This window comes from Quyinboa sediminis, from assembly GCF_042219855.1.
Classification (GTDB): domain Bacteria; phylum Bacteroidota; class Bacteroidia; order Bacteroidales; family UBA5342; genus JBHJHP01.
The window spans coordinates 681,786-704,164 of sequence record NZ_JBHJHP010000002.1; the positions used below are offsets into that span (position 1 = coordinate 681,786).

21 protein-coding genes are annotated in these 22,379 nt (G+C 40.5%); 5 read left to right on the plus strand and 16 right to left on the minus strand.

Going from position 1 to position 22,379, the window contains the following annotated elements:
* Positions 1-37 precede the first annotated feature (37 nt).
* The 6 genes from ACE1EF_RS07900 to ACE1EF_RS07925 are packed head-to-tail and all read right to left on the minus strand — an operon-like array spanning position 38 to position 6,880.
* Entirely contained in the window at positions 38-868 is an 831-nt protein-coding gene (locus ACE1EF_RS07900) for an amidohydrolase family protein (protein ID WP_375720097.1), read from the minus strand.
* A 6-nt stretch (positions 869-874) separates the two neighbouring features.
* A complete protein-coding gene (locus ACE1EF_RS07905; protein ID WP_375720098.1) occupies positions 875-1,927 on the minus strand; it encodes an aldo/keto reductase in 1,053 nt (350 codons plus the stop codon).
* Positions 1,928-1,935: 8 nt separating this feature from the next.
* Positions 1,936-3,237, minus strand: a complete 1,302-nt coding sequence (gene fucP / locus ACE1EF_RS07910) for an L-fucose:H+ symporter permease (RefSeq protein WP_375720099.1) — start codon at positions 3,235-3,237, stop codon at positions 1,936-1,938.
* Positions 3,238-3,262: 25 nt separating this feature from the next.
* Entirely contained in the window at positions 3,263-3,697 is a 435-nt protein-coding gene (gene fucU / locus ACE1EF_RS07915) for an L-fucose mutarotase (RefSeq protein ID WP_375720100.1), read from the minus strand.
* Between the two features lie 45 nt (positions 3,698-3,742).
* Entirely contained in the window at positions 3,743-5,149 is a 1,407-nt protein-coding gene (locus ACE1EF_RS07920; protein ID WP_375720101.1) for a rhamnulokinase, read from the minus strand.
* Between the two features lie 12 nt (positions 5,150-5,161).
* Complete coding sequence (locus ACE1EF_RS07925) at positions 5,162-6,880, minus strand: hypothetical protein (RefSeq protein ID WP_375720102.1); 1,719 nt, start codon at positions 6,878-6,880, stop codon at positions 5,162-5,164.
* A 163-nt stretch (positions 6,881-7,043) separates the two neighbouring features.
* Here ACE1EF_RS07925 and ACE1EF_RS07930 point away from each other — a divergent pair, with 163 nt between their 5' ends.
* Entirely contained in the window at positions 7,044-7,946 is a 903-nt protein-coding gene (locus ACE1EF_RS07930; protein WP_375720103.1) for a helix-turn-helix domain-containing protein, read from the plus strand.
* A gap of 520 nt (positions 7,947-8,466) precedes the next feature.
* On the opposite strand, the gene groL is transcribed toward ACE1EF_RS07930, so the two are convergent.
* The 10 genes from groL to ACE1EF_RS07980 all read right to left on the minus strand — a co-directional run bounded on the left by groL (position 8,467) and on the right by ACE1EF_RS07980 (position 19,150).
* On the minus strand, positions 8,467-10,098 hold the full coding sequence (groL, locus tag ACE1EF_RS07935; RefSeq protein ID WP_375720104.1) for a chaperonin GroEL: 1,632 nt from the start codon (positions 10,096-10,098) through the stop codon (positions 8,467-8,469).
* 21 nt (positions 10,099-10,119) lie between these two features.
* Positions 10,120-10,389, minus strand: coding sequence for a co-chaperone GroES (locus ACE1EF_RS07940; protein WP_375720105.1), 270 nt, complete (start codon positions 10,387-10,389; stop codon positions 10,120-10,122).
* A gap of 162 nt (positions 10,390-10,551) precedes the next feature.
* Complete coding sequence (gene secG, locus ACE1EF_RS07945) at positions 10,552-10,896, minus strand: preprotein translocase subunit SecG (protein ID WP_375720106.1); 345 nt, start codon at positions 10,894-10,896, stop codon at positions 10,552-10,554.
* A 5-nt stretch (positions 10,897-10,901) separates the two neighbouring features.
* Positions 10,902-11,738 (minus strand): hypothetical protein, encoded by an 837-nt coding sequence (locus tag ACE1EF_RS07950; RefSeq protein ID WP_375720107.1) that lies wholly within the window; start codon positions 11,736-11,738, stop codon positions 10,902-10,904.
* Positions 11,738-12,244 (minus strand): LptE family protein, encoded by a 507-nt coding sequence (locus ACE1EF_RS07955; protein WP_375720108.1) that lies wholly within the window; start codon positions 12,242-12,244, stop codon positions 11,738-11,740. Before ACE1EF_RS07955 ends, ACE1EF_RS07950 begins: the two co-directional genes overlap by 1 nt.
* A complete protein-coding gene (locus ACE1EF_RS07960) occupies positions 12,244-13,494 on the minus strand; it encodes a sigma-54 interaction domain-containing protein (protein ID WP_375720109.1) in 1,251 nt (416 codons plus the stop codon). The genes ACE1EF_RS07955 and ACE1EF_RS07960 overlap by 1 nt, the downstream gene beginning before the upstream one ends.
* A 194-nt stretch (positions 13,495-13,688) precedes the next feature.
* Positions 13,689-14,600, minus strand: coding sequence for a deoxyribose-phosphate aldolase (gene deoC / locus ACE1EF_RS07965; protein WP_375720110.1), 912 nt, complete (start codon positions 14,598-14,600; stop codon positions 13,689-13,691).
* Positions 14,601-15,127: 527 nt separating this feature from the next.
* Entirely contained in the window at positions 15,128-16,618 is a 1,491-nt protein-coding gene (locus tag ACE1EF_RS07970) for a UxaA family hydrolase (RefSeq protein ID WP_375720111.1), read from the minus strand.
* Between the two features lie 29 nt (positions 16,619-16,647).
* Entirely contained in the window at positions 16,648-18,105 is a 1,458-nt protein-coding gene (locus ACE1EF_RS07975) for a tagaturonate reductase (RefSeq protein WP_375720112.1), read from the minus strand.
* 22 nt (positions 18,106-18,127) lie between these two features.
* Positions 18,128-19,150: a LacI family DNA-binding transcriptional regulator gene (locus tag ACE1EF_RS07980; RefSeq protein WP_375720113.1), complete on the minus strand. Its 1,023-nt coding sequence runs from the start codon at positions 19,148-19,150 to the stop codon at positions 18,128-18,130.
* Positions 19,151-19,439: 289 nt separating this feature from the next.
* Between ACE1EF_RS07980 and ACE1EF_RS07985 the strand changes: the two genes are divergently transcribed.
* From ACE1EF_RS07985 to ACE1EF_RS08000, 4 genes are all read left to right on the plus strand, one after another.
* Positions 19,440-20,405: a family 43 glycosylhydrolase gene (locus ACE1EF_RS07985; RefSeq protein ID WP_375720114.1), complete on the plus strand. Its 966-nt coding sequence runs from the start codon at positions 19,440-19,442 to the stop codon at positions 20,403-20,405.
* Between the two features lie 281 nt (positions 20,406-20,686).
* The gene (locus ACE1EF_RS07990) at positions 20,687-21,028 is read left to right on the plus strand and encodes a type II toxin-antitoxin system RelE/ParE family toxin (protein WP_375720115.1); all 342 of its coding nucleotides are present in this window, start codon (positions 20,687-20,689) and stop codon (positions 21,026-21,028) included.
* Positions 21,029-21,031: 3 nt separating this feature from the next.
* Positions 21,032-22,126, plus strand: a complete 1,095-nt coding sequence (locus tag ACE1EF_RS07995) for an ImmA/IrrE family metallo-endopeptidase (protein ID WP_375720116.1) — start codon at positions 21,032-21,034, stop codon at positions 22,124-22,126.
* A gap of 10 nt (positions 22,127-22,136) precedes the next feature.
* Positions 22,137-22,346 (plus strand): hypothetical protein, encoded by a 210-nt coding sequence (locus ACE1EF_RS08000; RefSeq protein ID WP_375720117.1) that lies wholly within the window; start codon positions 22,137-22,139, stop codon positions 22,344-22,346.
* The last annotated feature ends 33 nt before the right edge of the window (positions 22,347-22,379 follow it).

The window sequence follows — 22,379 nt, forward strand, 5'->3', positions numbered from 1 at the left end:
CAACACATTGCTTAATCTTGTATCTTGGTTCTTGTGTCTATATATTATAAACTCTTTGTGCATTCTTAAACAGAATTTGGTCCTGTTCTGTTTGGCTAAATCCTGAAATTATACCTCTTACTATATTAACCCATTGTTCATATTCTGTAGCTACAAGGCAAACCGGCCAGTCAGAACCAAACATGAGGCGTTCGGGACCAAATTCTTCCAAAACCACATCAAAGTACGGCTGAAGCTGTTCTCTGTTCCATGTTTTGTAGTCAGCTTCAGTCACCATGCCACTTAACTTACAATACACATTATCGCGTTTTGCAAGTTCATGCATATTATACTTCCAATCCTTAATTTCATTGGCTTTGATTTTAGGTTTGGCCATGTGATCCAATACAAATACCTGATCCGGATGCCTGTCAACAAACCTGATGCTGTTTGGAAGCTGATGTTCAAATATCAGTATTTCATAAAGCAGATCATATTCCTTCAGCAGTTCAATTCCATGATTAAAATCCTGTCCTGAAATAAACTCCGGGTCAGGCTCACCCTGCACCACATGGCGCACACCCTTAAGCCAGGGATTATCTTTATATCTATCCAAAACAGATTGTATGTCTGATGAGGCGAGTGGAACCCAACCGATCACGCCTTTCATAAAATCATGTTTTTCTGCCAATGTGAGCAACCAGTCTGTTTCTTCCAGTGTTTGTCTGGCCTGAACCGTAATGACCTGTTCAACGCCTGTTCCCTGAATTGTTTGGTGCAAATCCTCCGGTAAAAAACTTTTACGGATAGATGACATCTCATCATCAATCCAGTCAAACTCTACCGGATTATACTGCCATATGTGGTGATGTGTATCAATAATCATCATGTTGATTTATAAAAACGGATACGCCGGATCAATCATTTTTTCTTCTTTTAATGCTTCCCAGAAACCATAGGGTAATGGATTAGAAATAACTATTTTATTTCGCGCCATACGGCTTGGTTTTCCCGGATTCAATGCCACAGCATTCACCTGTTGCGGGGACAAGGCAAACTGCAGACAGGCATCACCCGGTTGAACATTGAATTTTTCACATATGGAATTGAATTTTTCACGCCACTCAAACAAATGCTGATCTGCTGGGTTGGATTCATCCACCAGACGATAGTCAAAATAGGCTCCACCTGTCAGAAAACCGGCATTGAATATTCCTGAGTTGATGATACCAACGCCTTCCTTCTCCAAGAGCATAAAGAAATCAAGTACTTCTTTTGGATGGGAATAAACCGTGAATGAGTTGGCAAACATGATCCAGTCAAACTTCACATGCTGGTACAACTCATAAATTACTTTCCAATCTTTAGACCCGATGCCAACCGCTTTAACCTTATTCTTCTGTTTCAGTTCGAACAGGGCCTTATATGCACCAAGTACATCATCAAAACGATTCTTCCTCTCTTCTTCATTAACTGCTGCATCCAGATATTCATCGGGATCATGCACCGACACCAGTTCTGCTTCATAATTTAAACCCAGCAAGTCACTTCCCTGTTTCCAGCATTCCAGAATGCCTTCATAACTGATCTTCTGTACTGCATCATTATCAATATTGATCCACGCACCGGGTTCAAATGTTGGTTCGCCAGTGGTTAATGGTACACGGTACCATCCCAGTTTATTGCTGATGGTTATCTGCTCGGGATCAATACCGAGTTCCTTTAAACCCTTCCCGATGGATTCCAGTGATAAACCTGCACCATATTTTCCGGCCGTATCAATTACAACTTTTTTGCCATCCGCCACATTGAACCACTCCTTCATCAACGCCAGCTTTTCCTTCCATGATAGTTCCCGGTAAAGGTTACCAAGGTAGCTGGTCCCGTATATGATCGGCGGACATTCAATGCCGGTTCTGCCTAAATATTTTGGTTTGCTAAATGTCATATTTACGCTTAATCTGCCATATGAATTTTAAATGAACGATATCCGTATATTGCAACGATTACAAAGCACAACAGGGGTAGAATAAAAGAGAAATTTACGGCAGGCAAACCTGCAACAGTCCCCAGATCAATTATAGCACCCTGAATCGGTGGCATTAATGCACCACCAACAATGGCCATTACGAGAAAAGCGGATCCCAGTGTTGCATCGTCACCAACATCCTTTAAAGCAATGCCATAGATGGTTGGAAACATAAGTGACATAAATATGGATATTCCCATTAAACTGTAAAGTCCTCCCATCCCATCAATTAAAATTGCACCGGCAGATGTTACGATGCCACCAGCCGCAAAAACGGCAAGCATGACAGACGGTTTCAGATACTTCATTAATGCTGTACTGATAAACCTGCTGGATACAAACATCACCATTGCACCCATATTGTATAACTGGGCATCAGCCTTATTAATTCCAAGCCGTTCAGCGTACTGAATTATGAAGGTCCAGGTCATGATCTGGGCAGCTACATAAAACATTTGAGCAACCACACCTTCACGATACCTTTTATTTTTAAACAGCCGTCGCAGCATATCTTTAGGGTGGATGATATGTTCAGCATTTTTTCTTTCAGGCATTTTAGTAAGTAAAATGACCACAAACATAACGATAACGACCAGGCCCAGAATAACGTACGGATTACGGATTATCATTAAATCATGTGTGCGGACAGCGGCTTTTTCAGCAGCACTTAATAAGGGAAAGGTATGCTCTCCGGTAATCGGGTTTTTTGCTTCAGAACCCAATGATTTTAAAATCACCTGTGATGCAACAGTCATTCCCAGTAATGAACCTAAGGGGTTAAAAGACTGAGCCAGATTCAACCGTCGGGTTGCTGTTGCCGGGTGCCCCATGGACAGAACATAAGGGTTTGCTGTTGTCTCGAGAAATGCAAGACCGAAGGTCAGTATGTAAAGCGATACCAAAAAGAACCCAAAAATTTCATAGGATGCGGCCGGCCAGAACAAAAGTGCGCCGATGGCATACAGAGCTAAACCTACCAATATCCCTTTTTTATATGAATACTTTTTTATGAAAAGAGCTGCAGGAACGGCCATCGTTCCATATCCGCCATAAAATGCAAACTGAATCAACGCTGCTTTTGCATTTGATATTTCCATGATGGTTCTGAATGCAGCAACCATTGGATTTGTAATGTCATTGGCAAATCCCCATAAAGCAAACAAACTTGTGATGATGATAAAAGGCACCAACACCTTTTTCTCAACCACTTTGATTTTGGTTTTTTCCATGTTTTGAGATTATTTTTAGTTGTATTTATTCTACGGGTGTGACACCTTTTTTTAGAATAATATTCCCGTATTTAGCTAATTCACCTGTCATGACTACCGCAAATGCAGCTTTGGCCTTTTCGTAAAAGGCAAATCTTTCTATGCGCTCAACACTATGGATTTCCGGATTTGTTTTATGAATGCTTTCCATATACGATAGCTCAACTGCCGGATCAAGCTCATCTCCTTCAACAGGTGCCATCATAATAAACGGAAAATCCACATACTGATCCGGTTCCACCAATGGCAATATACCTTCTAACAAAGCTGTAATTTTGATACCATCTGCCCTGATGATTTCACTATTCAGTCGCTCTCCCGGGAAATGTGCATCTGCAAATACAATTTCATCACCATGTCCCATTCTGGCAAGAACTTCGAGTAGTTTTGGAGAAATTACAGAAGAAATACCTTTTAGCATATTAATTTGTTTAAAGACGCTTGAAGCGTTTAATTTACATATTTTTTATTCTGGTTCAACAGGGTAATACGTTTTAATCCCAAATGATGTCCCGACTATTTTATGAGCCTCTTCAATGGAACCGTAATATCCCATGGCGACACTTTGCCATAACATGTTTCCAATGGTAGCTCCTTCCACCGGTCCTGCATGAACCGGAACCCCAACGGCATTTGCTGTTAACCGGCAGAGCAATTCCGACTGAATACCGCCGCCCAGCATATGAAGGCAGTCGAACCTTCGGTTTCTGAGAGTCATCAGTACATCGAGAATCCCTTTGAAAGAAAAGGCAAGGCTTTCGTACGCACACCAGAAATATTCCAGCGGATTATTAAAAGCCTGATAACCTGCTTCTGCAACCAATTCATCGAAAGTCCGTTTCATGCTTTCAGGATTGTACAGCCTGTTGTCGTTAGGATCAATGGTAATGCCAGTTGATCCGGATACTGAAATGCGCTGCTCAAGTTCTCCATACGATACATCAGGGAAGAGCTCGTCCCTCAGCTTTTGGATCAGCCACAAACCCATAGCATTTTTATGCACCTTAATATTCCCCGGTGACGTAATCTCGTTGGTGATGCCTTCGGTAAATGCCAACTCATTAGTGATTGGGATCGTACTTTTCATACCCATGATGCACCAGGTCCCTGTTGAGATATATGCATAATTATCTGTAGTGGCTGGAATGGCTTCAATGGCAGAAGCGGTATCATGTGATGGTGCAAGGCAAACTTTAACATCCGGCAGCTCAAACTCGGGTTTAACATTACCAATTACCGTTCCGCACTGTTGTGGTTCAGAAAACTGACCTGTCTTTAGCGCCAGTTTTTTCAGGATAAGTTCATCCCATGTGTTCGTTGCAATATGTATCATTTGCGAAGTGGAACATAAGGACAGCTCGTTATTTAACACACCACTCAGATAAAATGCGATGTAGTTGGCCATAAAAAGGATAGCCCTGACCTGTGTAAATTCTGATTTGTCTTCAACGGACAGAAACTGAAAAAGCGTGTTGAACGGATAAAAGTTGATCCCGGTCCGTTCGAATGTTTCCCTACCTGACAGGAATTCGTTCTCCCACTTTTCCTGCATGCCATCTGTCCGCCTGTCGCGGTATGCAAAAGGATTAGCTACAGGTTTCAGATCGTTATTAAGTAAGACATGGTCCACACCCCAGGAATCCACAGCCACACTTTGTATTGGATAAACCGATAGTTTGGCAGCCTTTTCCAGTCCCTTCTTAATTTCATTGGTAATCCGTTCCAGGTCCCAGTGCTCGTGTCCGTTTTCAACTATAATTTCATTGGCAAAGCGGTGCACCTCGGTCAGGGTTAGTTTATCAGAAAACTCTCCCAGCATAATCCGGATACTACCGGCGCCCATATCAATTGCCAGACATGAAAACTGATCCATACCCAATAGTATTTAGAATCCTTTACTTCTCAGTTTTTTTGCTTCGTATTCTCCGCCGTTAATCAGATGCATTAAAGGAACCGGACGATCAACACCCTCTAATAAGCCGGCTCTGTTTTGCCATGGCGCAACCGATAACACATTGGTCAGATCCATCCAGTATTGCAGGACAGCGGGTTTCAGTCCGGCCGTCATATGGAAGTGGTTAGCCGGTGCATACTGTTTGTATTCGGCCATGGTGGCATATTTCGGTACCACCCAGGTATGTGGCCAGGTGACATTGGAGCTGTTGGAAATAAAGGCTTCCATCTCTTTTGGCAGATCCACGGTGGTTGCTTCATCCCATATCAGGCTGAACATGCCATTCAGCTCTGAGTAAGTTAAGCGGCTGGCAATACCGTCAATACCGCCAGGCGATACAAAGCTTACGCTGTTTCCTCCACCCGGGAAATAATACAATTCTGCTCCCGGCATAGTGATTCGTTTCAGCAGATCTTCCGATTTTTCACCCGGTAAGCCTGCCCAGTTCAGACTGGCAGAACCAGAGTTGTCACCATCTACCAACCCTTTTTGCAACCAGAGCTCCTTACCTGTAACTTTCAGTCCAAGCTCCTCCACTTTTTTCTTCAGTTCCCACGGTTCCCACACTTTCCGGAAGTCCATGAACAACGGAGGATTTCCTCCTGACAACCATGTTTTAAATAACATGGTCAAGGTTCCCTGCATATCTGCCTCAGTTCCAAACGGCATCGCAAATTTGGCCCCGTTATGGTCGAAAGTTGAATTAAACAAAGACTCGGCCATATCGCAAATGGGCAATGGAAGTCCACGACGGTCGCTTCCCCATTCCAGCTGGTTCATAAATGCACCACCAACAGCATCCAGATCGGTCAGCAGATCGCGCATAATCAGATACATGCCCAACGACTGATCCAGCTTTTCGTCTGCACCTTGTTGTGACTTGTCTATTGATTTCAAATTGGATTCCAGCCAGTTTTTTAAGGCTTTCAGTTCTTCTTTATCGTAATCCTTTTTGTTCAGTTTATCTGCCAGCAATTTCATATCCAGCCTGGTTACCTCCAGACCAAAGGTATTGCGGGTTGCATTGACATGGGTCAATGCTGTTTCCATGCCCATGGAGTCGTGTCCAAAACAAACCACCCGTCTGCCTTTCAGACCAACATAAGTTACAGCAGCATAGCACCAGTCAATCAACTGATCCAGTGTTTCGGGTTTAATGGCTGGATCCAAACCATTGTCATCCCAGCTGCCAACATTCAGATGGGTCAACCGGCCCTGTTGAGCAAATGCACCATTAACCGCATGGGCAAATACCACGCCCGGTTTCGGTGCACTGTTGCCACAGGTTATATTCAGAGGGGTGTCCTTTGGAAAATGAGCCATTAAACTCATCAGGGTCAGCTGCGGAAAAGCCCAGGTATCGGGTGTGCACACCACAATATTTACACCCTCAGCCTTAAACTGACGAGCCACTTCATCGGCCTGCTTTTCGCCGTCAATCAAAATAGGTGACCAAACAACATTTACTGTTTCATTAGCCGGAACCTTGACTCGTTCAGAAATAACACCCGCTATTTTATCTACGATGTTCTGCGTACGTATTCGTGCATCATCATCAATCCTTGGATCACACGCAGCACAAACACCAATATTAATGCTGCTTTTACGGGTTTCTGTAAATCTTTCTGAGAGTCTGACTGCTTTTCCCATGATATCTTATATTTTTGTAATTATTAAACAAAAGTTTGAGTACAACATATTAATTCGAAGTTCAAAATTAAAGGTTTAAAGCATATATTGTATTGCATATAAAATTCTTAAATGTGTACAATTTAAACATTAAAGCATGTTTTACAGAATGTGACCCGGAATTATGAAACAGATTAATCCGGTTAACGACCGCCATATTGATCCTTCAGATGTCAGGCAACAGTTTGAAACTTTTCAGATAAAGTTGCACTGCTGCAGGTACTGGAAATTTCATAACTGGAATGTCAGAAATCTGGCTGCTCCATTCTGGCGCTTCTATTATAATGAATTACCTGGTGCATTTGTTGAGCTGAACGACAGGTTGTATGAGCTACATAAAGATCAGTCGCTTCTGATTCCTCCCAATACACCGTATTCCATTCTGACTTCAGGCCATATTTCTGAAGTGAATAAAATTGACGGTGCCCGTATCACATCCATGGACGAAATATATGAGCATGAAGCGGACACCTTTGATCATTTATTTATTCATTTTAATCTGGGCATCAACCGCGATGATTGCATAACAGGAATATACATCATTCCTGTTTCAGAACAGTTAAGGAAAAATATCAGTGCCATAAGGAATCATTTAATTAAAGACCATGTCGCTGTACCTGCTTATATTACAACAAAAATTTACAGTGTCATCATGGAATCCGTAGGATTAATGCCGCAAAACAGCTGGGTACTGACCCATTACGATGAAAGAATTGATTACACACTGGCCTTTATTGAAAAGCATCTTAACCGGAATATTCAGAATGAAGAACTGGCAGGTGAAGTCAATCTGGTTACGAATTCCTTTGCCCGTTTATTTCGTGAAAATGTGGGTATAAGTGTACAGAAATACATCCAGAAAAAACGCATTGAAAAAGCTTTAACACTGCTGCATCATTCCAATTCAACCATCGAACAGATTGCCAGGGAATGCGGTTTTTACGACCTGCATCATTTCTCCCGTGTATTCAAACAGGAGCTGAATATGCCACCAACCTATTACAGAAAAAATATGAGTATTGCGTAATTCAGATATAAGTATCAAGACACAAGATTCAAGATCAGAAAATTTCAAGCTCTATAAGAGTTAAAGAGTAAGGTAAAACGATTCATACTTCATCGGCTGAATTAACGTGCAGCCTTGATCTCTTTCTTGTTTTCTCTGATGATACGTTACAATCCGGAATGATAGCTTTGCGGGCAGGCAGGCTGCATATATGGAAGATTTGTGGGTGGTTTTAGCTGATGAAATAAATACGGGTAATTTGAATTCAACACACCTAAATAAACGAAAAGGCAGGTTATTTTTGCGATTTATTTGCAGAAAACATTTTTGGTTTCTTTTGACGTTTCAAAAGAAACAACAGGGTGAAACCTGAGCTTGCCGAAGGAGCGGGGTGTTAAACCCCACATGTAATAACCCTTAATATCGGGGAAATAAAACAGATCTGTGGATAAAGAAATGGAAGCGCAAATTTGAATCTGAACTCAATTAAAAACAAAAAAGCCGGTCACTGACCGGCTTTTCATTTTATATTAGTGGAATTTTACATCATTCCAGGCATTCCGCCTCCCATGCCACCTGCAGGCATTGCCGGTTCATCTTCTTTTTTATCAACCAAAACACATTCAGTTGTTAAGAACATACCTGCAATGGAAGCAGCATTTTCCAGCGCAATACGGGTTACTTTAGCAGGATCAATTACACCACTCTCATAAAGTTTCTGATATTCATCTGTGCGGGCATTGTAACCGAAATCCTCCTTACCGTCTTTCACTCTCTGTACAACTACAGCACCTTCTTTACCTGCGTTAGTCACGATCTGACGCAAAGGTTCCTCGATGGCACGTTTTACAATTTCGAAACCAATAGTTTCGTCATCGTTATCGCCTGTAACACCTTCTATCGCAGCAATAGCGCGTACAAGTGCCACACCACCACCGGGAACAATTCCTTCCTCAACAGCAGCACGGGTTGCGTGCAGTGCATCGTCAACGCGGTCTTTCTTCTCCTTCATTTCAACCTCAGTAGCAGCACCCACATACAGTACAGCAACACCACCGGCCAGTTTAGCCAGACGTTCCTGAAGTTTTTCCTTATCGTAATCAGAAGTAGTGCTTTCGATCTGTGATTTAATCTGGTTCACACGAGCTGTAATGGCATCCTTATCTCCTGAGCCATTAACGATGGTTGTGTTTTCTTTGTCGATAGTAATTTTTTCTGCCTGACCCAACATGTCCAGTGTAGTGGCATCCAGTTTCAAACCTTTTTCTTCACTGATCACCACACCACCTGTTAATACGGCGATATCTTCCAGCATCTCTTTTCTGCGGTCACCAAAACCAGGGGCTTTAACGGCAGCTACTTTCAGTGAACCTCTCAAACGGTTAACAACAAGTGTTGCCAGTGCTTCACCATCCACGTCTTCAGCAATGATTACCAAAGGACGTCCTGTCTGAGCTGTTTGTTCCAGAACAGGTAAAAGATCCTTCATTGTAGAGATCTTTTTATCGTGAATCAAAACAAATGGTGACTCCAGATCGGCTTCCATTTTTTCAGTATCAGTAATGAAGTAAGGAGAAATATAACCCCTGTCGAACTGCATACCTTCCACTGTTTTTAACTCGTCTGTAATACCTTTTGCTTCTTCTACCGTAATGACACCTTCCTTACCAACAGCATCCATGGCATCGGCAATAAACTTACCGATTGATTCATCGTTGTTAGCCGATACTTTAGCTACATTCTGAATCATTTCGCGGGTATCACATGGTTTGGACTGTTTTTTAATGTTTTCCACAACAAGACCTACAGCTTTGTCAATACCACGTTTTAAATCCATTGGATTGGCACCGGCAGTCACGTTTTTAAGACCTACAGAAATAATGCTCTGAGCCAGAACTGTGGCAGTTGTTGTACCATCACCGGCATCATCACCGGTTTTGGAAGCAACCTCTTTAACCATCTGAGCACCTACATTTTCGTATGCATCTTCCAGTTCCACTTCTTTTGCAACAGTCACACCATCTTTGGTTATCTGAGGTGCACCAAATTTCTTTTCAATGATTACGTTGCGTCCTTTAGGGCCTAAAGTAACTTTAACTGCATCGGCCAGAATATCCACACCTTTTTTCAGGTGATCTCTGGCTTCAATATTAAATTTAATCTCTTTTGCCATTTTTATTATGTTTTTGTGTTATTAAACAATAGCTAAAATATCCGATTGTCTCATAATCAGGTAAGTTTCCCCATCGAGAGTGAGTTCTGCTCCGGCATATTTACCATACAAAACAGTATCACCAACCTTAACTTCCATTGTTTCATCATTTGTTCCGGGGCCGGCAGCTACAACTTCACCCTTCTGTGGTTTTTCTTTTGCTGAATCCGGAATGATAATTCCGCTTGCTGTTTTTTCTTCTGCAGCGGCAGGCTTAATCACAACTCTGTCTGCTAATGGTTTGATATTCATTTTTTGTTATTATTAGAGTTAAACATACTTTTTAGAAACCGGTCTTGTACTTATCACATTGTATGCCAAACCCTGTTCTGACAAATTCACAATATGAATACAAAAAAAATGTCAGACATGTATGACAGTCTGACATTTTGCTCATATAAAGTTTAAAATCTTTTATTCTGTATCTGAATCCTGTTCATCAATAGCAGGAGCTTCTGTAGGAAACTGAGGTACCTGATTTGGATCGATAGTCTGTTCCACTCTTTCCTGAATAGCCGATTCAGCCTGCCCGTTATTCCTGGGAATTGAAGCAGCACCGGCAACACATAAAACAAGAATGGCTATGGACAGCGTCCAGGTTGCCTTTTCAAGAAAATCCGTTGTTTTTCTCACACCCATAATCTGGTTTGATGATGCAAAGTTGGAAGCGAGTCCTCCTCCTTTTGAGTTTTGTACCAATACGATCAGTATCAGTAAAACTGCTGCAATGAAAATAAGAATTGATATTAAAAGATACATTTTGATTATTTTTCGTTATTCTTTAATTGCTCTACTATTTTAATTTGACCCGCAAAGTAAATACTTTTTTCGGGATATTTCAAACTTAACTTTTTAAATATATGCAGGGCCTTGTCAAAGTTCCGCTGCTTGATATAAATCCTTGCAAGAGTCTCTGTTATAAATTCATCATTGTCGGATATCGACTTAGAACTTAAATCCTGGATCACATGTTCTTTATCGACCGCTTTTTCACGGGAGGCGACAAATCCGGGATTTTCCTTGATAAAGTTGTCAATCAGTTCCCATTTTTTATTGGGTTGAACCGGATTCTCTTCCTCCGGTTCGTTCTGTTTTCGGGTCATAATATCCAACCACTGTGCAAAGGAGTGAACACCATCAAATTTATCTTCCGAACTGCTGTTCTGAGCAATTTCCGATATATTAAAGTAGTCATTGGATATGGTTACAGAATCAAAGTAGGTATGCTTTTGCGATTTTTCTTTACTTTCCTGAGGTAAATCGGTCTCTCCTGCCGAACCTTGCTCTGTAAAGGATTCTGATTGCTCTTTGTGTTCAGAGCTAATGGGTTCAACGGGTAAAAATTCCGGTTCTGCCTGTACAATATCCTGACTCCCTAAAATGAAATCGTACAACAGCTCCCGGTTGCCTGCATAGGCAGCAATTTTTGTCAGGTACTTTTCGTATAACACATCCCTGGTTTCATACAAACTTTTTAAAAGCAGAACATGCCCGGTCTGAAAAGCCGGATAAGCTTTTAACAGTTCTTTCAGTTGTGGTACCACTTCCGGTTTTACAGAAGCCGGCTCCTTAAGATATGCTATGAATTCCCCTTTATTCACTACCAGTTTGCTACTGATTCGTTAAAAATATCTTCAAAAATCTGATCCAGAAGTTCTTCCCTGATGGTTTCCTTAATGCTTTCAAAATTCTCTGAACTGTCGAAATCCACATAAGCTGAAAAACTCTTTTCAAAATCCTGTTCCGGATCTGTGGTATTCATAAACCTCACATTTACCTTCATGGTTACCCTGGTCTGTGCTGCAGTCATATCCGCCTGAATGGATTGCGGTTTAATGGTGTAATCCGTTATTTCGCCTTCAAACTGCAGGTCTCCGTTATTTTCTTTCAGATCCAGTCGGGTTTGTTTCATGAAGTAATCCTTCAGGCCTTCTGTAAATGCCTGGCTTAATCCCGGGTCAGCCACTAAAGGTGCTTCATTTGGAAACACGGCAACAGACATGGTCTTAACCTTGGTATAATCAATGGATGCTCCCGTAAATTTGTAACTAATGGAGCACTGTGAAAACAGTGCAATGCTACAGATGAATATAAATATTTTCTTCATCACTGATCTATCTCGTATTCTTTAATTTTTCTGTATAAGGTGCGTTCTGAAATGCCCAGCTCCTGAGCGGCATTTTTACGTTTTCCGTTGTGTTTATCCAGCGCCTTCTTAATTAACTCTATCTCTTTATCGATTAAAGACAACGATTCCTCCACATAAACTTCGGTATCCTCAATATAATCACCACCGGAATGGTCTTCTATATGAATTGGTTCTTCATCGTGTTGGTTGAACCGGGATAACTGCGCCTCTTTCTTTTCAGATATTGTATTCAGAATACGGGTTTTATCCTTATCGAGTTTGGTAACGTCAATATTCTCTTTATCAATAATTTCATGAACCAGTTTCTTTAAATCGTTCATGTCATTTTTCATATCAAACAGAATCTGGTACAGGATTTCACGTTCTGAATGAAAGGTTTTCTCCTCTTTCTTATCTGCATTATACAACGCAGGAAGCTGATCGTTTCCGTCAAACGGAATATATTGTTTCAGTATTTCCGGCGTAATCTCCCTGTTTGGCTCAATTACGGAGATCTGCTCTGTCACATTCTTCAGCTGACGGATATTTCCCGGCCAGCGATACTGAATCAGCAGATTTTTAGCTTCTTCCGTCAACCGGATATTCGGCATACGGTATTTTTCGGCAAAATCCTGAGCAAACTTACGGAATAACAACACTATGTCATCGGTTCTTTCCCTGAGAGGTGGAATAGCGATTGGCACAGTGTTCAACCTGTAGTACAGATCTTCCCTGAATTTACCCTCCCTGATGCCTTTTGCCATATTCAGATTGGTAGCTGCCACAACCCTCACATCTGTCTTTTGAATCTTGGATGATCCAACCCGGATGAACTCACCGGTTTCAAGCACACGCAATAGCCTGACCTGTGTTGACAATGGTAAATCACCTACCTCATCCAGAAAGATGGTGCCTCCATCAGCTACTTCAAAATATCCTTTTCTATCTGTATGCGCACCCGTAAATGCTCCTTTTTCGTGACCAAATAATTCGGAATCAATGGTTCCTTCAGGAATAGCACCACAGTTAACCGGAATGTAAGCACCATGCTTACGCGAACCATACTGATGAATGATCTGAGGAATAATCTCCTTACCTGTTCCGCTTTCTCCTGTAATTAAAACAGAAAGATCCGTAGATGCTACCTGTACAGCTATATCAATGGCGCGGTTCAGTCCGTAGGCATTACCAATAACACCAAACCGTTGTTTTACTTGTTGAATATTCATAGTGAACCTGAAATTTTTTCAGTAAAGCATGACAAATTTACAATAATTCGGTTTTCAGCCGCATTAAGCCGGTATAATTTAAAAATTTTTAGCGAAAATGTATCTATATAAAACCAGTAGAGACGCGATTCATCGCGTCTCTACCATTCTGGTCTACTCATCCGATGAATCCGAAGTCATCGGACGAGTCTGCTTTAACCAAAATATTTTACCTCATTTCCTGTAATCTGTCCCAGCACATCGTTGGCCAGGCGGCTGGCTCCGATTCTGAAGAATTTATTATTCAGCCATTCTTTACCTAATACTTCTTTTACTATGGTATAATAGAGCAATGCTTCTTCGGTGGTGGATATTCCACCTGCTGGTTTAATACCAATCTTCTTCCCTGATTTCTCTCCAAATTCCTTTATGGCTTTCACCATCACCAAAAATGCGTCGGGTGTAGCAGCCGGAGAAATTTTACCTGTAGATGTTTTAATAAAATCCGCACCGGCTTCCATGGCAATAATGGAAGCTGTTTTAATGGTTTCTGTGGATTTAAGTGCACCCGTTTCCAGAATAACCTTCAGCTTTTTTTCGCCACAGGCTGATTTGATCTCTGAAATATCATCAAATACATGATCGTAATCTTCATCCAGTAATTCTCCGACATTGATCACTATATCAATTTCATCGGCACCATCCATAATGGTCAGACTGGTTTCTGCAATTTTTACCTCTGTAAAGGTATGCCATTCCGGAAAACCGGCAGAAACAGCACAGCAGGAAACTCCTTCAACGGTCAGGGTATCCCGAACCTGCCCAATTAAGGATGGCCAGGTGCAGATAGCTGCTACATTGGGTACATCCTTAAAATTTGACTGAAACTGGTTTACCTTATTTACAAAGGCATTGATCCGGGTCCGGTTATCCTGTATATTCAGTGTTGTCAGGTCAATCAGACTGAAAATGGTTTTATAAACGTCCTCTGACTTATTTTCATCAACTTTCGCTTTAATGCTGTTCAGTTCCTTTTCAATCGTGGCTTCATCAGCTTTAAACCTGTACTGTGTGAGGCAATCCAATATTTTACTGGATAACTCTTTATTCATTTCCTCGTGTTCCATGCTAAATAATTTGCGGCAAAATTAGGGAATATTTTTAAAACCTGCCCGGGGTGTTACGCAAACTATTTATCCTTGTTAATTTTCTTCCTTTCATCGTTCGCACCTACGACGCTCAATATATTTGGTATACATGGTTTATACCAAACTATCGGGACCTACGGCCCTCTTAAAATAATCCAGCTGATAGCTACTGTTTCATGACTAAATAAAGTTATATTCCATGTTTTATAATGCACTCCTTAGGAGTGCCTTTATGGTAGATTTTGAATTAAATCGTGTTGCAAGAGCCCGATAAGTGCGAAAATTTTTAAACCTGGTAAAGATGCGGCTTCCCTGCACCCTTTGCTTCCTTAAAGGGAACAGACCTCAGTTGGCCTGACCCGTTTAGTGACCGGGTGAATATCTGGATTATGGCTATATTCACCCGGTCATTATCCCTAAGCAAAAAACCCTTCGGAATTCCGAAGGGTTTTTGTAGCTGTCCAAAGCCAATCTAAGTATTAATCAAACATTTATTATGAATAAAACTATAATGTTACACCAGATTTAAAAATGGAAATCTCACGATATCCGTATTTTTCATTATTTACCTTTTCTCCTTCTGCCACCTTTAAAATGTATGCCAGGAATTCTTCCGCCAGATCATCCATCGATTTACCTTCATCCGCAACCGGTCCTGCATTAAAATCAATCCAGTGTGGCTTATTCTTTGCCAGCGGTGTATTGGAAGATATTTTCATGGTGGGAACAAAACTTCCGAATGGTGTTCCTCTTCCGGTGGTAAACAGCACCATGTGACATCCGACTGCACCTAAGGCTGTACTGGCTACCAGGTCATTTCCCGGAGCGCTGAGCAGGTTCAGTCCGTTAACCGAAATCCGGTCTCCGTACATCAACACATCATTCACTGTTGCCTTACCGCATTTTTGCGTACAACCCAACGATTTTTCTTCGAGCGTAGATATGCCTCCTGCTTTATTTCCGGGCGAAGGATTTTCGTAAATCGGTTGTTTATTCTCTATAAAAAAGGCTTTAAAATCATTGATCAGATGAACCGTTTTATCAAAGGTTGCTGCATCTTTTGACCGGTCCATTAAAATGGTTTCCGCACCAAACATCTCCGGCACCTCTGTTAACACAGCTGTTCCACCCTGGCTCACAAGGATATCGGTTAACTTACCTAACAACGGATTCGCGGTAATACCCGACATTCCATCCGAACCACCACATTTTAAACCAAGCCTCAGTGCTGACAAGGGAACATCTTCCCTTTTGTCAGTACCGGCTTTGGCATACAGATCGCGCAGAATTTTCATGCCCTCCTCAAATTCATCCTGAACTTCCTGCGTCACCAGGAACTTTACACGATCTTCATCAAAATCACCAAGAAATGTTTTAAAATCCTTGGGCTGGTTGTTCTCGCAACCCAATCCCAGTACCAATACTGCACCAGCATTAGGATGCAGCACTATATCTTTTAAAATCTTACGCGTGTTTTCGTGGTCATCACCCAGCTGGGAACACCCGTAGTTATGCTTAAAGATTTCAATGCCATCCACTTTTAAGTCGCCTGCCTCAGCCTTTAAGGCATTGAGCATGCGGTCTCCGATGCCGTTTACACAGCCAACCGTCGGCACAATCCACAATTCATTCCGGATCCCAACATCCCCATTTTTTCGTTTATAGCCTTTAAAGGTGATGTTACGCTGAGGGTATTCCACATCCGAAAGCGACTGATTGAATTTGTAATCCAGCACACCCGAAAGGTTTGTTTTGATATTCCTTTCGTTCACATGATCACCCTGTGCAATTTCAGCAGTGGCATGTCCGATGGGATATCCGTATTTTACAATGTGGGCATCCTTTTTTATATCGGCAATGGCAAACTTGTGTGCTCTTGGGATGTCACTTTTCAAAATAATCCTGCTCCCGTTAAGCTCCACCTCTGTTCCGTAGGCCAGATCCGCCAGTGCAACAGCCACATTATCCTCAGGATCAATTAAAATATGCTTTGACATTGAAATAGTATTATGCGCTAATTTTTTGTTTATGCTTCAATAGAAATGACTGACTTAACCACCTCTTCCATGCCTTCATGAATGATTTTATCGAGGTAAAATGCGGTCCGTTCACACAATCCTTCGATTTTTGTCAGATCCTCGCCCCAGATCATCTGGTTGCTTAAAAACACCTGAACAAACGCATCAAGGTTCATCTCTTTATTTTCGAGTTTCTTCCAGTTGGTATTGAAAAAGCTCAGTACATAGTCGGTATCTTTTAAAGTAATGGCTTTACCATTGAATTCACCTTTGTAAAATGCCATCAGGGCTGCAAGTGATAATACCAGGTTATTTGGCAGTTCGTTGTATTTGGCGTTGTATTCCTTTATCGTATCAAGCACACGTGCTTTGAATTTAGAGATGGAGTTCAGCGAGATACTCATCAAGGCGTGCTTTACAAAAGGATTGCGGAACCTGTCCAGAACTTCTGCCGCAAATTTTTCCAGTTCCTCTTTAGGCATATCCAGAGCCGGAATGATATCATTGTTTATGGTTTGCTGGATAAACTGTCCCATCAACTCATCTTCCAGGGCATCACCCACATATTCAATTCCGCACAGATAAGCTACAGGTGTCATAACCGTATGTGGACCGTTCAGCAGACGTACTTTACGGGTACGGTATGGTGTAACATCATCCACAAACAATACATTCAAACCGGCCGCTTCAGCAGGGATTTCATTTTTGATCCATTGCGGACCTTCGATGACCCAAAGGTGAAACTGCTCACCGTCAACCACCATATTATCTTCATATCCTTCTTTCTCTTTTACCTCTTTGGCAGATTCAGGACTGAACCCTGGAACGATACGGTCAACCAGCGTGTTGGTGAATACATTTGCCGTATCCAGCCAGTTGATGAATTCACGGTCAAGACTCCACAGATCACAGTATTGTCTGACACATTTCTGCAGTTTATCCCCGTTCCGATCAATGAGTTCGCAAGGCAGAATAATAAATCCTTTTGAAGCATCTCCATTGAATGTTATAAAACGGTGATAAAGTAAGGCTGTCAGTTTTGCAGGAAAAGAAGATGCCGGCTGATCATTTAGCTTATCATTTGCATCGAATGTAATACCTGCCTCAGTTGTATTGGAAACGATGAAACGCATATCCGGATTCTCAGCCAGTTTCAGGTATTCATCGTATTGCGTATACGGATTCAAACCTCTTGATACTGAACCAATAACCTGTGATTCTTTCAAAGCCTTTCCGTTTTTAATTCCTTTTGAAACTAATGTATACAGTCCATCCTGTTCATTCAGTTTATCCACCATTCCGAAATTTATCGGTTGAACCAAAACCACGCTGCTGTTAAATCCGGCTTTTCTGTTCATCTCATCAACCATCCAGTCCACAAAAGCACGAAGGAAGTTGCCTTCTCCAAACTGAATGATCCGCTCCGGTGCCTTCTCAATGTTTTTAATCTTCCTGTTCAATTTCATAATGCGTTCTTTTTGATATTTTTTACATGTTCTTAATCGACGATTCCCTGATCACAAGCTCTGTCTTCATCACGATCTGCCGTGGTGAATGTTTGTGTTCTGACTGCAGCTGACGAATCAGCAGGCGGGCTGTCTCCTCTCCCATTTCAAAGGTGGGATGAGACACCGTAGTTAATGTTGGTTCCACAAAATCGGAATGCAGTTCATTATTAAAACCTGTAACTGCAATGTCCTGGGGAATTTTATATCCACGTTCCTTTAATTCCTTCATCACCACATACGCCACTGTATCGTTTACACAAAAAATGGCATCAGGCGTTTCGGCTGATTTCATTAGCTTATCTATTGCTTTTTTAGCTCCAACAGGTGTCAGATCTGAATACACCAGATGTTCTTCATTGTATTTCAGATCATTTTCCTGTAATCCACTCAGATAACCCGAAACACGATCCCGCGTAATCGAAAGTTTTTTAGGACCGGCAATATGTGCAATTCTGCGGCTTCCGGTTTGGTATAAATGATTTGTTAAATCCTTTGCTGCCTCTGAATTATTGGCAACCACGGATGAAAATTCATTGGTCCTGCAAACACGATCGAAAAATACCACTGGAATATCCTTGCTTCTTGCAAGGTCAAAATGTGAGTTATCCTGTGTTTCCTGAGACAGGCACATGATCAGGCCTTCTACGTTGAGACCAATCAGGTTTTCAACACATTCCTTCTCTTTGTCGTACGATTCGCGGGAATTGGCTATTATGATAAAGTATCCTTTACGCTTGGCATAATTCTCAATACCACTTATAATAGATGAATAAAAGCTGCGCTCAAGGTTTGGTACGATAACACCAATAGCTTTGGTGCTGGTAAGATGAGTTGTTTCCGCAAAATTTGCGGAACGGTAATTTCGTTCTTTTGCTAACGCTTTGACCTTATCAATAACTTCCTGACTGATATCAGGGTGATTCTTTAATGCCCTTGACACGGTAGATACAGAAACATTTAGTTCCTGTGCCAAATCCTTAAGTGATACTGTTTTCCTTGCCATTTGCATTATATTTTCACTGCAAATGTATGACGTTTTATATTATGTTGCGTGATTTTACGCAAATATTTTTAATAATTTGCGTAAAATTGCGATAATATTCTAATTTCCTTGTATCATACCTGCAACAAAATATGTATAAATGTCTTATATTCAACAATATCAAATTTTGCGGAACATTTATTTAGTTTGGATTTAAATTGCAGGAAAGTGGAGACGCGATTAATCGCGTCTTTACAACCATTGAAAACATTGGGAATATTCTGTAATTTAGCAGATCAGTTTTACCATTATGAATAAATCTCTTTTTCTGTTTTTAATCCTTCTTTTATCGGGCGTTTGGCCAACATCTGCTCAAAATCCGTTCATCACCAAACAATATACTGCAGATCCTTCAGCACATGTATTTAACGGAAGCATGTATGTGTATCCTTCACACGACAAGGATGACAGTAAAACCTTTGATATGATTGATTATCATGTCTATTCTTCTGCAAACCTGAAAGACTGGACCGATCATGGCGTAGCATTGCACCTTGATTCCGTTTCGTGGGCAAATGAAAAAGCCTGGGCACCGGATTGTGCATACAAAAACGGCAAATACTATTTCTACTTTCCAACAGATGAATCCAAAATTGGTGTAGCCGTTGGTAATTCGCCTGCAGGTCCGTTTAAAGATGCACTTGGAAAACCACTGGTAACCAAAGACAGTCCGGGTGTGGTGAACAAACGTGATTTTATCGATCCCTGTATATTTATAGATGAAGATGGCACTCCTTATCTTTTTTTCGGACAGCTGGATATTAATGTAGTGAAACTTAACGATGACATGATCACTTATAATGGTCCTGTTCAACAGGTGAAAGGAGCCAAAGATTTTTTCGAAGCTGTTTGGGTACATAAATACAATGGAACATATTACCTCTCCTATTCCACCTGGGGAGAAAAGGGCGTTACAGGACCGCAAATTGTGTATGCCACTTCAAAGAATGTTTTGGGACCGTATACCTATCAGGGAGTAATTTTAGATGAAGTCAGCAGTGGTACAAATCACCATTCCATTGTGGAATACAAGGGACAGTGGTACCTATTTTATCATGATTCGGATCTGTTTTTAAAACGGACCCCAAAAGATTCACCCAACATGAAATTTAAAGGATACAGACGGAGCATTAATGTGGATTACCTGTATTACAAAGAAGACGGAACCATTCAGAAAGTGATTCCAACAGATGATGGTGTTGATGCAGTACCATAGAATAAGCTAACATTTTAACTTTTCCTCATCATCGTCTGTGACGATATTTTATCTTCCACAATAAAAATTTCTGTTATGATACTTGTGTCTTAATACAATGTTTCTGATACCATTTATTGCTATTTCGCTATAATAGTCTTATTTTTAATCCATTATTATTTAAAACAGCCCTTTTATCAATTAATTATACTGAGGAAAAAATCATCATTTCAGACGTAATTTTTTTATTTTTAAAAATATTTTAACTAACACTAAGTGTAAATTAATTTTATAATTTCCAAATGATTATTATCTTTGCAGACAGAAACCTCAGAAAATATGCCAACGATAATAAATTGGCCATTAAAAAAATGGGGCAAAAACGAGCAAAACTATTTCAGAGAAGACTTGAAGATATGAGTGATTCCGAAAGTTTTGCAGATTTGGAATATTTGCCCGGAAGGTTTCATCAATTAACACATAACAGACAAGATCATTGGTCATGCGATTTAGACCACCCCTACAGACTGATTTTTAAACCTGCTGAAGATCCGATACCAAAGGACAATGCCGGAAAACAAATACTCATTGAAATTAAAAGTTTAGAAATAATTGAAGTCATCAATTACCATAAAGAAGGTTAACAAATGGCAACACTAAATGAATATTATCCCGAAGAAGTTCTGCATCCTTGTGAAACATTAAATGAAAAACTTGAAGAACTGGGTATGAGCCGTAAGGAGTTCGCTTTAAGAACAGGTAAACCTGAAAAAACAGTTATAGCAATACTAAAAGGTGAAAGTTCAATTACACCGGAAATGGCCATTTTGTTTGAAAATATCACTAAAATTCCTGCACATTTTTGGATCAATAAACAAGCACGATATAATGAATATAGAGCCCGTTTAAACAGGAAACACGATGTGGACAGGGCAGAAGAATGGACCAGAAGTTTTCCTTATGCAGAAATGGCAAATAATAACTGGGTACCAAAAACCCGCAAACTGCAAGAAAAAACTATTTACCTTTTTGATTATTTTGGTGTTTCCACATATGAGGCCTGGGATCGTCTTTATATGAAAAGTGAATTAAAAGTAGCTGCTTATGCATCTTTAGCACATACCCATGAACCACATGCGATATCGGCATGGTTAAGACAGGGAGAAATACAGGCTGGACAGATTAATGCTCCGGAATACAATAAAAAAGAATTTCAAAAGGTTCTACCGTTAATTAAAAATTTAATGGCCAAACAGCCTGATAATTTCTTTTCTGAACTACAATATTTGTGTTTACAAGCAGGGATAAAAGTTTTTTACACACCAAAATTACCAAAAACTCCTTTAAGTGGTTCTACCAGATGGATTAAAGATACACCTGTTATACAATTAACTGCAAGATACAAACAAAATGACCGGTTTTGGTTTACTTTTTTTCATGAAGCCGGACATATTTTGCTCCATGGTAAAAAATACATCTCTCTTGAAAACATTAATTTTTCTGAAGCTGATCCTGAAAAAGAACAGCAAGCACATGATTTTGCAGAAAAATGGACATTTAGTAAAATTCAGGAAGCAGAAATTCTTAAGGCAGTACCATTGGATGAAGATGATATTATCTATTTTGCGAAGAAGTTTAATACCCATCCTGCTTTAATTATAGGACGGTTACAACATAAAGAACTAATTCCCTACAGCGTTGGAAGAGAATTTATGATACCGATTGATTTAAATACTAAATAAATTTGTATCCATGAAAGACTTAGCTAAACATGTTGAAGATATCCTGGATGATACTAAAAAACAGGCTGTAAAGAATAACGCTGATTTTGAACAAATCAGAAAATTAGATGAAGCATTGACAATTTTAAATAAACTGGAAGATCGTGAAAAACCTTCTTATTGTTTGCCTCCCGTAGATACATTAGGTAAACAAACTTACACCAACTTAAATAGAAAATAAATATACATTAAACTAAATTCTCCTTTTATACAT